The sequence below is a fragment of the Saprospiraceae bacterium genome (genome assembly GCA_016712145.1).
Lineage (GTDB): Bacteria > Bacteroidota > Bacteroidia > Chitinophagales > Saprospiraceae > Vicinibacter.
The window spans coordinates 2,779,728-2,792,832 of record JADJRO010000001.1 but is presented as its reverse complement, the minus strand read 5'-3'; the positions used below and the strand labels follow the sequence as shown (position 1 = coordinate 2,792,832).

General features: G+C 34.3%; 9 protein-coding genes and 1 pseudogene. 3 read left to right on the top strand and 7 right to left on the bottom strand.

The window, feature by feature from the left end:
• Positions 1-7: 7 nt before the first annotated feature.
• Both IPK91_11460 and IPK91_11455 read right to left on the bottom strand, forming a co-directional pair.
• Complete coding sequence (locus IPK91_11460; GenBank protein MBK8297871.1) at positions 8-1,042, bottom strand: tetratricopeptide repeat protein; 1,035 nt, start codon at positions 1,040-1,042, stop codon at positions 8-10.
• Positions 1,043-1,357: 315 nt separating this feature from the next.
• Positions 1,358-2,374: an SPASM domain-containing protein gene (locus IPK91_11455; GenBank protein MBK8297870.1), complete on the bottom strand. Its 1,017-nt coding sequence runs from the start codon at positions 2,372-2,374 to the stop codon at positions 1,358-1,360.
• 303 nt (positions 2,375-2,677) lie between these two features.
• Between IPK91_11455 and IPK91_11450 the strand changes: the two are divergent.
• Positions 2,678-3,263, top strand: a pseudogene (locus IPK91_11450) (aminoacyl-tRNA hydrolase).
• Between the two features lie 414 nt (positions 3,264-3,677).
• Here IPK91_11450 and IPK91_11445 read toward each other — a convergent pair.
• Entirely contained in the window at positions 3,678-4,265 is a 588-nt protein-coding gene (locus IPK91_11445) for a hypothetical protein (protein MBK8297869.1), read from the bottom strand.
• 149 nt (positions 4,266-4,414) lie between these two features.
• Entirely contained in the window at positions 4,415-5,008 is a 594-nt protein-coding gene (locus IPK91_11440) for a hypothetical protein (protein MBK8297868.1), read from the bottom strand.
• A 400-nt stretch (positions 5,009-5,408) separates the two neighbouring features.
• Here IPK91_11440 and IPK91_11435 point away from each other — a divergent pair, with 400 nt between their 5' ends.
• A complete protein-coding gene (locus IPK91_11435; protein ID MBK8297867.1) occupies positions 5,409-7,526 on the top strand; it encodes a peptidylprolyl isomerase in 2,118 nt (705 codons plus the stop codon).
• Positions 7,527-7,622: 96 nt separating this feature from the next.
• Here IPK91_11435 and IPK91_11430 read toward each other — a convergent pair whose 3' ends face one another.
• From IPK91_11430 to IPK91_11420, 3 genes are read right to left on the bottom strand one after another with little or no spacing between them, the layout of a single operon-like run.
• Positions 7,623-8,672, bottom strand: a complete 1,050-nt coding sequence (locus IPK91_11430) for an endonuclease/exonuclease/phosphatase family protein (protein MBK8297866.1) — start codon at positions 8,670-8,672, stop codon at positions 7,623-7,625.
• Between the two features lie 3 nt (positions 8,673-8,675).
• The gene (locus IPK91_11425; protein ID MBK8297865.1) at positions 8,676-9,545 is read right to left on the bottom strand and encodes a rhomboid family intramembrane serine protease; all 870 of its coding nucleotides are present in this window, start codon (positions 9,543-9,545) and stop codon (positions 8,676-8,678) included.
• A 3-nt stretch (positions 9,546-9,548) separates the two neighbouring features.
• Positions 9,549-10,151: a rhomboid family intramembrane serine protease gene (locus IPK91_11420; GenBank protein ID MBK8297864.1), complete on the bottom strand. Its 603-nt coding sequence runs from the start codon at positions 10,149-10,151 to the stop codon at positions 9,549-9,551.
• 382 nt (positions 10,152-10,533) lie between these two features.
• Here IPK91_11420 and IPK91_11415 point away from each other — a divergent pair, with 382 nt between their 5' ends.
• Positions 10,534-13,089, top strand: a complete 2,556-nt coding sequence (locus IPK91_11415) for a hypothetical protein (protein ID MBK8297863.1) — start codon at positions 10,534-10,536, stop codon at positions 13,087-13,089.
• Positions 13,090-13,105: the final 16 nt, after the last annotated feature.

Here is a 13,105-nt window from a genome sequence, read left to right as displayed (position 1 = left end):
TAAAAAATTACGCTTGCTCTGCTAATAAAAGCGAGGCTGATTGGGAACCCAGTTCAGCTGCTTTTTGAAGATCGAGAATGTAATCGGCCTTTCCTGCTGCTTTACGAGCCATGCCACGATGCATAAACACTTCAGCTTGATTGGTTTCTGGATTTAATTCTGCCTTTTCAAGCGATTTATCAAATGCATCCAATGCAGCATCTACCTGACCTAATGCGAATAGCGACTTCCCATAATTAAACCAAGTCTTAGACAAGTATTTAAGATTTGGATCATTCTCAGGAAAATTCCTGGTTATAAATAATTTGTATTCAAATGCGGCTTTTTCAAATTGATTCAATTCGAGATGACAATTCCCCTTTACGCGACGCGATGCCCAATAAAGCGGTTGCAGTGCGATTGATTGCTTGGTAGCTTCTTCCAATGCAGAAATGGCTCCTTCCAAATCATTTTTTATCATCAGACTCCGCGCAAGACCGTAATGCGAGGATGCATTCATAAAATCATACTTGATGCTCTTTTTGAAATCATAAATGGCATCATCATAATTTTTAAGATGAAAATTGATGTAAGCTCTTTTTTCATAAGCTTGTGAATGCCGGTCGTGTTTTTCAATTGCTTCTGTTAATAATTGAATGGCTTCTTGCTCTTTTCCAATTTGTTCAGCCATTTTCTTACCTTCTTGATAAAGCATCACAGAGGTTTTATCCCCTAATGGTTCAAAATGACAGTAATGCAAAATTTTACCATTATCCGTCATCCAGGCATTGATGCTGCCGGAAAGTGAAAATTGAGCACAATATTCAATTAAACTGATTGTGTTTTTCCAAACCTTTTCTGATGAATTGCCGATAAACCGACCAATATTTAAGGATTTGTCTTCCGGGAAAAAGATTGTTTCAGGGGTTTTAAAGAGAATTTCTTTCTTATAAAGTGTCTCTGAGCGTTGATTAAAAAGTTGATAAACCTTTTGAAATGAACGTTCAGTACCAAATTCAAACTTTCCCTGTATGATCACTTTGTAAAACGTGCCATGCATCATAAATATCCTGTTTTTCAGCCCATCCGTAATTATTTATATTGTTTTCACTCAATTCAATTAAGTAAAAGCAAATAAAATTCCGGTATTTGAAATATTGAAATATGTAGCTGCCTGTATTAAAAGCAGCTAACAAAGATCGTAAGAAATTAATGATAAACCAATTAAAACTGGCTCTAATTGATTAATAATCAAAGAATTAATTTTTTTATATGTATATAATTATGATTTCTTGGTGTTTATATATAGTCTTTAGACTTAATCAATGCTAAAATAAGTCCTGAGAATGAGCCAATTCTTTCATTTACAGTCTGTTAATCAAATCCAAACGCGTGTACCTTCCGTACAATTCTTACAAATGTCTACGGATTTTCTGGAGGACCAAATTTGCTTTCTGAAATTCTTGTAAGCGCCCCCATTCCAAATTGTTTGAAAATTATCATCTTTCAAACTTCCCAATGGGTGACTGGCATCTTTATCAAAACAACAGGGTACGACTTGCCCATCCCAGGTAATTACAGGGGCATGCCAAAGTTTCCAACACCCGTTTTTCAATTTATTTTTAATTTGAAATTGGCCTGTTTCATTTTTCTGGTAACGGGAATAAACTTGTGATTCTGGAATAAAATCCGAACCATTTTCAAAATCATAAATTTGGGCCGTTTTTAATTTAAGTTCATCTACCCCCAGTGAAGCTGCAAGTTTTTTTAAATCCGAAATCTGATGTTCATTTGATTTCATAACGATAAACTGTATGATAACATACGGAGTCGCTGAATTCAATTGTCGTTTCATGGTTACGAGGTTTTGAATTCCAGCTGTTACCTTATCTAAATTGCCTTCCTTTCTATAAATTTCATAGATATCCTGGGTGGTGCCATCCAAAGAAATGATCAGTCGGTCTAAACCGGATTGAATGATTCGTTCTGCCCGCTGTTTATCCAGAAAATGCCCATTGGTAGAACTCATGGTGTACAAACCAAATTTATGTGCAATGGAAATTCCTTCTTCAACATCCGGGTGTATAAAGGGCTCCCCCTGAAAATAGAAAGTGACTGCCCAAACTTTATTCTTTATTGGTTCAAGCCATTTTTTAAATTCCTGAATTTTAAGATTTCCGGTTGGTCGATTGAAACTCCGCAATCCAGAGGGACACTGTGGACACCGCAAATTACAAGCTGTTGTCGGTTCAACAGCGATTGCAATTGGAAGTCCCCAGTGAATAGGCCTTTTAATAAAATTAGAGAGATAATATGAAATGAATACCTTGCCTGCATTCCAAAGTCTTTGCAGACGGAATGTTTTTATAAATAATTTAAACTCCTTAATTTTCAAATTGCGAATTATCTTGCAAAGTTGCTCGTTTCTAGATGGAATCCTATAAATTAGAACCAATATTTAAATAAAATGCTACGCATTAAAAATCATTGCGTTTTGATTCATCCGAATTAAATGGCAATTCTACATCTGATTGGACAGTTTTAAGAATTTATAAATAGAAGTTATTCAATTTTTTTAATACCTAAGTTCGTATACCAGGCTAAATCAATTTGGCAACTTAAGCAGAAGCGCTTAATTTTGATCGAAATTTCCAATTCAATTTTAAGAAATACAAACCAAACCAGGAAGAAAGTCCATATGAAGTTTTTAATTGCAGGTTTAGGAAACATGGATTCAGACTATTTTGGAACCAGACATAATGTTGGATTTGAGGTTTTGGATTATATAGCCTCTAAATTAGGAGCTACGTTTAAAGTTTCCAGTCTTGCACATGTTGCCGAAGCTTCTTATAAAGGAAAAAAATTAATTTTAATTAAACCAAGTACATACATGAACTTAAGTGGCAAAGCCTTAAAGTTTTGGATGGAAAAAGAAAAAATAGAGCTCCAAAATTGCTTTGTCATATTGGATGATTTGAATTTAGATTTTGGCAGCATTCGGATTAGACCAGAAGGTACTGATGGCGGTCATAACGGATTAAAAGATATCCAGGAAAAATTAGCAACTAATAAATATCCACGACTTCGAATTGGAATTGGCAATCAATTCTCAAAAAGGCAAACAGGTCGATTACGTATTGGGGAAATGGAACGAAAAGGAATTAAATTTTCTTCCTGAAATAATAAAATTGTCTGGAGATGCTGCATTAAGTTTTTGCTTTGCCGGCTTAAGCAATACAATGAATCTTTTTAATTCAAAAAAGATTGTGACTGAAAGCATTTAACTTACCAATCTTTAACTAATAAATTAATTTTAATTCCTCGATCCAAATGGAATAATTAATTAATTCAACACGGTTCGTTTAGAATTTAATATTAATTAAATGAATCTCCAATATAACTTTTATAAGACTTTATCTTATTTAAATTTTACTGATATAAATAAGTTTCTAACAAATTAATTTTTTAATGTAAAGAATGAGTTGATAACTTTAAATAGTAAGAAAGTTATTAAAACACCATTCCAATGATTGCGATTTTATAAAACGTAGCAATTAAACAACACATAGGATGTTTAATAAATTTTATAAAAAAATCAACAACTACATTTGAAGAAATTCCCAAGTATTCCGTGTATCAAGAAGTTTCCATAAAAAAACAGCCATCCCCGGCGTTCGGGGATGGTCTGTTACAAGGGCTTACTTATTACAACAAGAATAATATCCCGAAGCACAGTTCACTGAACATTTAGAACCAATTTGATTCCCGCCAACAACCTGATATCTTGAATCGACCGAACAATTGGAAGATCCAATCCCTCCATTCGCACATTCTGCCGGAATTCCCTGCTGCACACAGGTGCAACTTATCCATGAAACATCCGGATCTGCCTTTGGCAAGCCATTAGAATAGAACGCAAACTGATTAGCTGCATCCGAAACGGTTACAAGGCTATGACCAACAAAATCAGCTCCTGCATGTAAGCTAAACGATTTAGATGTCCCGTTTATCAAATTCACAACCAGCCGATCCCCAAAATCACTCACACTTTTTACAGAAATCGATTGCATTCCACGATCAACAAAAGTTCCCCGAAGCATATATACCTTATTATCTGCCTGATAAAAACCCGGAACCAACAAAACATGGTCCGACTTTTCAATCAAAGCATAAAGCAAAGCACTCGCACGTTCCGATGTTTTTAATGTCAATGAATTATTAGATTTGTCACAGGATGCCATTAAAAACATCCCTACAAAACAAAAAAGAAATAAAATTACTCTCATGATGATACCATTTAATAGATGAAAGGATCTCTAAAACCATTGAAGAAAATTTTAAATAATTTATACCTGAACACTCACTAAATGAATATCAGAATTGCTATAAAAAATTCTACAATAAATTGTCAGTTTGTTAGAAGGTCCTATTAAAATTATTTTTTACAACAAGCGTAGGTCCCTTCTCCGCATTTTACACTGCAACGCTCTGTCACACCGGATCCTGCGACGGTTCCGGAAACTTCGACCGAACAATCTGTTGCGCCCATACCGCCTGAATCGCAGGTTTCTTTTTGTGGTAAGGTTTTGCAACCGCATTTAACGGCATCAACATCAGGGTTTGAATTTGGTAAACCATTCCGATAAAATCGCTCCTGATTTACAGATCCACTCAATGTAGCTAAACTATAGCCATGATAATTCGCAGGGATATCTGCACGTGTGGATAATATTAAATGGGAACCGTCAGATTTTAAAACATCCAATCCATCCTGGAATTCAGTTACAGCAACTGCATGTATCGTTTGATTGATTGAATTGTTTTCGTGATTCCGAAATACATAAATAAGATCCTGTGCCATTCCAGATTCTTTTAATAAAACCAAATAGGTATTGCCTCCAAGCAATCTGTAAGGTACTGCTGCTGCACTCAGTGCAGAACTCGTTGAAATGTGTTCTTCGGTTTCATTTTGACAAGCACTCCATAAAATGCCGCTGCATACCGCTAATAAAAATAGGTGTTGTTTCATAGTTAGTATTTAGGTATTAGAAATAATCCTTACTCACGCAGTTGGACGCCTGCGATTTGAATAGCCATGCATGGGTTGTTCTCAAATAGTAGCTCAAAGCAAAAACATCCTGGTGAAATTATCACCAACTTTATGCGCTTATTATTCGCTAATTTATTGAATGCGCTTATTTCATTATTGAAAACGCATAAAGGCCTTTTTATTGAGTTTTACAGCCAAGACTTCCTATTCTGAAATTTACCAATTCGACCTATTTAAACTAAAGTTCTAATTTTCAGCCCTTAAGATTGAAAATAAAACGGAATCCTATTACCTTTGCAATCCTTTTGAATAGCCCTTGTTGGGCTGTTTTTTATTTATAACTATTTGATATTAAATAAGTTAACTATAGATTATGGGAATGATTACCAGTATCCGCAAAAGACTTTGGGTCGTAACTGTCCTGATGGCGCTCGCTTTGGTCGGATTTATTGTTATGGATATGTCCTCCGGGGGATCCGCAAGCCTTTTTAATAATCCGGATACCGTTGGCAAGGTTGCCGGACAAACTTTAAGTTGGGCTGAGTTTCAAAACACCGAGCGGGTGTTGTATGCCAACTCTGAAGTTGACTACTTTGGTCGAAAAGATTATATGTGGAACCAATTTGTTGAAAAGGCCATTTTAGATAAAGAGGCTGGTTACAATGGAATTGGAGTCAGTCCTGCGGAAATTAAAGAACTTGAATTTGGGTATAACTTGTCCCCAGTAATTCAAAGAAATTTTAAAGATCCCAACACAGGTCAAATAAACCGTGAGCAATTAAATACCTTCAAACAAGGAATCGAAGATGAAAATTTGGATCCCCGTCTCCGCGATTTCTGGCTGGTTCAGGAAAAAGAAGTCATTAAAGACCGTATGTATAATAAATTGGGGGCCCTCGTTTCCAAATCTTTGTTCATGCCTAATTTTGCCATCGAACGGAATCAATTTGAAAGTAATTTCCGCTTGGATTTTAATTATGCAATTATCCCTTATCAGGCGATTCCAGATGAAGAGATAAAAATTGAGGAATCAGATTATTTAGAAGAAGTCAATACTAAAAAATCCATCCTTAAAACAGATGAAGAAACTCGTTCTTTAAAATACGTGGTATTAGATATAATTCCAACTGCTGAAGATTCCAGTCTTGCTAAAACTGCCGTTGAATCAAAAATAGAAGGATTTAAAACCAGTACGAATGATTCAAGCTTTGTGGTAAGCAATTTAGGAACCTGGAATGATGCTTATTTAACACAAGCTGAATTAAGTCCCGCATTAAGAGATACGATTTACAAATTTCCAAATGGTTCTGTTTATGGTCCTTATATAGATAATGGTGAATACCGGATTGCAAAAGTGTTGGATAAAAAAGTAATTCCAGATTCTGTAAAGTCAAGTCATATATTAATTCAGGTTAAAACCCGGGAGCAATATGTTTCTGCTGTTCGTTTATTAGACAGTCTGGGGAATTTAGTTAAAACCGGAAAAGCACGTTTTGATTCTTTGGCTATGAAATTCAGTCAAGACCAGGGATCTGCCGTTAAAGGTGGAGATCTTGGTATGGTTGCACTGGGTAGAATGGTTAAACCTTATAATGATGCAATATTTTACAGTTTAAATAAAGGTGAAATCAAAACCATTCTTACACAATTTGGAGTCCATTTAATTCAAGTTACCGATACGCGTTTTACTACAAATAAAAATGCAATTCATCTTGCTGTAATTGGAGAATCCATATTACCTGGGGAAACCATCACCAACTCCATTTATGATGAAGCACAAAACCTGATTCAAACCAATCGGAATCTTGAAAGTTTAGAAAAGGCTATAAAAGAAGGTGGAAAATATACCATGGAGTTGGCTGGTAATTTATTTTTAAACTCGTATCAAATTCCTAAATTAGGTCAAAACTCAAACAATACATCCAGAGAAATGGTGCGCTGGGCTTATGCTAAAGATACTAAGGTCGGGGATGTCAGTACAGAAGTTTATAGCTTACAGGAAGAACAGAAAAAATACATCAACAAATATTTAATCGTTGCCTTATCTCAAATCCAAGCTAAAGGAATCGCATCCTATGAACCTTATAAGGAACAATTAAAGGGTGATATCATAAAGCGCAAAAAATTTGAAAAAATTAAAGAAAAAGTTGGACAAATTGCTGATTTAACGATGGGTCTTGGCGGCTATGTATATACCATAGATACAGCAAAAGATATTTCTCCATTTAGTGGTTACATCACCAATCTTGGGGAAGAATCAAAAGTTGTATCAAACTGCTCAAAACTAAGCGAAGGACAAACTTCACAACCTATTATGGGAGAAAAGGGAGTTTTCATTTGCAAATTAAATAAAAAAGTAATTCCACCCGTTGAACCAAATTTAGATCCATTCCGTGCATTCTATGTACATCCGGCTAAAAATGTGGCCATGAGTTATCTCATGAAAGCATTGCAAAAAAAGAATCCGGTTAAAGATTATCGAAGTAAATTTTTCTAGTTAATAATATTAAGGCCCTTTTTAGGGCCTTTTTTTTTTACAAGAATGTCATTCCAGGATAGTCATTGGAATCCTATTTTTAATCCATTCCCATTGCTACCATTTGATAAAACTCTTTACCAGTATTGGATTGTGATCAGAATAAGACGTGTGTAAAACCCGATGGGTACAAAACTGAACCTTATCGGTGTCCCCTATTATAAAATCTATTCGCAAACCCGGTAGTGCCCCGATGTAAGTTGTTCCAAGTCCATTGCCACATTTTAGAAAACTGTCTGTGCGTCCCTGGACCAGGAGTTTATAACTATAGGAAAACGGAGTGTCGTTAAAATCACCCGCAATCAAACAGGGATAAGGAGATTGTGCCGCATGTTCTTTCAACATACGAGCTTGCTTTGAACGAACAATTGCAGTGTTTTTATATTTACGAAACATTTTCCGAAGCGTACTGATTTTTTCACTGTTTTTGTCATCTTCATCATCGGTAATTTGCTCCAGCTCTTTTGCAATCCGGTTACTTTGCAAATGCACACTGTACACCCGTAACTTTCTACCTTGTACTAATAAATCTACCCACAGACAGCTGTTGGTTTTAGTTCCAAATTCAACCAGCCCTTTGTCAAGTATTGGAAAGCGTGAGTAAATTGCTGCACCGTGTTGAATTAAGTAATGAAAGTAGGGATACAATCCAGTTTTGTTTATAATATCATCTGAGAAAAAATTATTCTCCTGTACACACAAAATATCGGGTTCATGTTCTCGAATAAAAGCAGTAAATTTTGCTTTTTTGATTTGCATTTTTGAACTGGAGGTGTCTTTCAATTGCTTTAATCCATATACATTGTAGCTCATTACAGAAATGGCTTCTTGTTTGCATTTTTTATTAGAAGATTCTTCACCAAAAGCAAACATCTTTTGCCAACAAGTCCATCCAATTAATAAAGTAAGTATGGGAAGCCAGCTATTTTTTATTTGAAAAACTACCCAAAATAGAACAAATAAAATATTAATTAAAAACAGTGCTGGTATGAATAAACTGCTGATTGAAAACAACCAGAATCGTGCAGGATCCAGGCCTACAATAAAATAGCAAATAACGCAAAGTACAGACCAGACAATGTTGACGGATAACAAAAACCGCAGCATCGCTTAGTCTTTACCAAATTGATCCAAAAATTCTTTTTCTTCCTGACTTAATTTTTCAATGCCTTGCAATCTAATTTTATCCAAAATGGCATTCATCTTTTCTTCTTTTGAAATTGTCGGCTTAAATTGAGTACGCTTTTGAACAGGAGGTCTTTTCTGTTGCATCTTGCTCGCACTTTTTGAAAAGAGGTCCAACCAGCTATCCATAGCAACTCCTTTTCGAAGTAAATTGATGTACGCCCATCCCCAAAATGCACCTCCAATATGTGCAAAATGTCCACCACTGTTGTTGTTTTGACTGGCAAACACTAAATCCAAAATCAATACAGCCAAGGCCAGATATTTTATAGGTATGTTTCCTATCAGTAACAATCGGATTCCGTAATCTGGTGAAATGGTAGCAGCTGCAAACAAGAGTCCGATAACCGCTGCAGAAGCCCCCTGTGCATGTATTTCAATGCCTTGATACCACGGCAACACGAGAGTACTTAACAAGAAAAACAAACCACCAAAAATCGCCGCTTCAAAAAATATAATGATGGCCCGTTTTCGACCAATCAGATCCTCCACAATGGTGGATAAGCTGTATAGCCACAGCATATTCCAAAGCAAATGAAAAAAGCCTTCGTGCACGAATACATGAGTAATCCACACCCAGGGAAATTTGATATTATGCCAAATGTCAGATGACAAACTGATGCTGTTGATAATGTCATAATAGACTTCCCCGGGAAAACCCGAATTGGAAAAACTGAAATAGCCTTTCAATAAATTGATTGCAATAAAAACCAAGGTACACAATACAATCACCCGCAACCAGAAACCTCCAGTTCGAATCCGATAGTTGAGATCCTTATAAATGGAATCAAACATGGGTTACCATTTTTTTCGCCAATAATGGAGCATTAAAAATCCAAATAGAGCACCACCCAAGTGCGCATAATGGGCTATACCGGTATTGTAACCGCTAAGTCCCCAGATTAAATCTCCGCCAATAAAAAACAGGGCCAGATATTTTGCTTTAATCGGAATGGGAATGAACATCAAACTCATCGGTAAATTGGGATACAAATAGGCCAATCCGATAAACAAGCCATTGATAGCTCCGGAAGCTCCAACTACCGGAATGTTCATTTCTTCTACATTTCCAAAATAATGGATCAAAATGAACTTAGAAAGGATATGCAAAATCGCACCTCCCAATCCACAAGCCAGGTAATATGACAAAAACCGTTTCGTCCCCAAATCATTTTCCATCATCGGACCAATAAAAAACAAGGTCAGCATGTTAAACAGGATGTGATTGATATTCCCATGCATAAACATGTGAGTAATCGGCTGCCAGGGCCTAAACATTGGACTTTCTGGATAAAACAGGTATAAAAAATACTTGTAATCTCCCATCAAGGTCGAAGCAGCTAAAAATAAGATGACATTGATAATGATCAGGTGTTTAACGGCTTCAGTGAGGCGAATCATGTAATTGAATCCAATTTAAGTTAATAAGGAGCTGTAAAGATATTTTAAAATTATTAATATATGTTTTGGATGCCTTAAAACTTAGTATAGTTGACTTACTCCATTTTAGTTTTTAATTCATATTAATTTGGAGATTCATCCCATTAAAATTCATATTAGCAAAAAATAAATATGTTAAAATATTTGGTAATCAAAATAATTACATTAAATTTGGTAAATAATAAATTATTTCTAAAATGAAAATACACGTCCACACGTCCACACGTACATACGTACATACGCACATAAACACTTTAAGAAGTTATTAAAATTAACTCTAATTAATTCTTTACTGCTTTTAATATTATCTGAACTTAAATCACAAACTTATACAACTTGTGATTTGTCTGACGGGTATGATTTCGAGATTGACTGTGGAGGGGGTGTAGTTGACTTTTCCACTGTAGGAATACCTTCAAATTTAAATAATGCAAAAGTATATGTTACAAATGGCACTTTGTCAAATGATTATGCAATTTCGGTAGACAATGTAACATTTACTTTTTCAACCACAGGAAATTTATGGCTTTATTATAATGCATCCTTTAAAAATTGTTGTTTTATTGCTGAAAGTACTAATTGGAATGGAATTCATATTTCAAATTTAAATGAACAATTAAATATCGATTTTAGTTTATGTTATTTTGAAAATGCAGGTACTAGTACGACTGCAGCCATTTTTCAAGGACTCCCTCAAGAATTTAAATTGTCTGTAACACAATGCGAATTTATAGATTGCAGAAGAGCCATTTCTGTATCAAATCATCAATTTAATAATATTTCAATTTATAATTCTGATTTTCACATTAATAATAGTCAACTTCAAAATACAAACGGAACAATTGCAATTTATGCCAATAATTCACTTATTACTATTTATGGATGTGAATTTAGCGGATATCGTACCGGCATTAGAAGTCTGGCTTCAACAAATGCCACAATATTAGGTAGTGATTTTACAAATTGCATAACTGGTATCTTTTCTGAATCAAACTCAATTGCATTTGTTAAAACGTCCACTTTTTATTTAAATGGAATGTCAAGTACAGGAATTAATAGTTTTGATTCGTATCTTAATTCAAGCGGTAATGATTTCCAAAATTGCAAATATGGTATAAATATTACCAGTAAAAAAGGTAAGCTAGCATCGAATGCCTTTAATATTTGGAAGAACACTTTTGGAATGAGTAATAATGCATTTGGACTGATCGGTATTAATGTTTTCAATTTTGGAAATTCTGTAAGCGGATTCACTAAAATTCATAATGATAATCAAATCGGTTATTATAATCCGGTAAATAGTGATCCATCGGGCATTTACATAAGAAATATAACAGCTACTAATTCAATCGAAATAAAGAATAATACAATTATTGGCAATCATAATGGTATTGTTGTTGAAGGGGCACATTCCACTTTAATTGAAGGAAATACAATCTATGCAAACCCCTTATATGCTAGCAATGCACCGTTTGATCCTTGGTCCTGCATTAGATTAGTTAATAGTGTAAACTCTTTAATAAAAGGCAATACAATTTCAAGTACAAATTTATATGCAAATGGTCTAAATACTAAAGCAGGAAGCTACAATAAATTTTGTTGCAATACTATTAATCAAGCTAAAAAAGGGGTCACTTTTGATGAAATGTCAACTGCTGAGCTCAAAGGAACTGAAATAAAAGCTGGTTTAAATTATGAAGGACTTTACTTGGGTGAATTTGGCATTATTGGTCCGCAATATTACAGTAACAACACTTGGTTGCAAAATGGATCTAATGGAGCTAAAGCTGAAGGGAATAATTCAAATTATCTTAGTTCAAAATTTACTGTCCAAAATAGTTCAAGCCCCATCCACCCAATAAATGTAAATAAATCAGGGTGGTTTGATATTATTAACTCTGCAAATATTACAGAATGTTCAAGCTATTTAGGTTCAAATTGTGATATAAGTTGGGTTCCGAATAAGATAAATAAATTTTTAAATCTTGATAGTTTTGTTGTTACGGATAATTTTAATGATACATTTGGAATTGATCAAGCCAATCAAGTCCGTTTCAATCTGTTCTATAATTATTTGACCGACTCCACAATTTATTTGAATGATACCCCTATATTAAATTACGTTCATGAAAATATAAACTCAGAATTGTATCAATTGTCTGAAATTAAATATGAAATCAGTAAATTGTTATTTGCAAATACATTTTGGAATATATATGAAACTTTTCAATCTGAATACTTACATTTTAGTGATACTCTTTCAGAGAAATTAGCGGAGCGACCTTTAAAATTGGATTCTATTTATTGTGAAACGAATTGGAATCATTTATTGGAATTAAAATACAGTGCTGATACCAGTTTAATAAATGCAACAACCGATTTCGAAACCAATATTGTCACTTTACAAAGCCAAATTAGTTCATTTAGTCCAGCTTCTATTTGGGCATTCCGTTACAAACAATATTATGAGATTTTGAGCTCAATTATTGATAGAGATAGCCTATATATAGAATCGGCCGAAATTGATACATTAACAATTATTTCCAGTCTTTGTACAGTGGCTTATGGTGAATTGGTTTACAATGCCGCCAATATATTGAACTTTTTTGGAGATAGCATTGTCCCTTCTCAAAATGCATGTTTCGAACCTGTGGAAATTGCTAAATTTAAACATGCGGGATTTAAAGAAAATAAAATATTTAACAACTTTCTAGATAGCCAAAATTTAATTGAAAACACTCCAGTTGAAATTTACACTATTGATGGCAAATTAATTTACATAGGTAATTACAATCTGGATCAATTAATGTCTAAATTAAATTCAGTCCCAAGCAATTTTGTAATAGTTAAGAATTTAAAAGACTCAAAATTTTTCAAGTTGTTTTTAAATTATAAGTAGTATAAATGAGGTATAT

Coding starts and splice junctions, on each gene's coding strand:
- IPK91_11460 (MBK8297871.1), bottom strand. CDS start 1,042: ATGATGCATGGCACGTTTTACAAAGTGATCATACAGGGAAAGTTTGAA.
- IPK91_11445 (MBK8297869.1), bottom strand. CDS start 4,265: ATGAGAGTAATTTTATTTCTTTTTTGTTTTGTAGGGATGTTTTTAATG.
- IPK91_11440 (MBK8297868.1), bottom strand. CDS start 5,008: ATGAAACAACACCTATTTTTATTAGCGGTATGCAGCGGCATTTTATGG.
- IPK91_11435 (MBK8297867.1), top strand. CDS start 5,409: ATGATTACCAGTATCCGCAAAAGACTTTGGGTCGTAACTGTCCTGATG.
- IPK91_11430 (MBK8297866.1), bottom strand. CDS start 8,672: ATGCTGCGGTTTTTGTTATCCGTCAACATTGTCTGGTCTGTACTTTGC.
- IPK91_11425 (MBK8297865.1), bottom strand. CDS start 9,545: ATGTTTGATTCCATTTATAAGGATCTCAACTATCGGATTCGAACTGGA.
- IPK91_11420 (MBK8297864.1), bottom strand. CDS start 10,151: ATGATTCGCCTCACTGAAGCCGTTAAACACCTGATCATTATCAATGTC.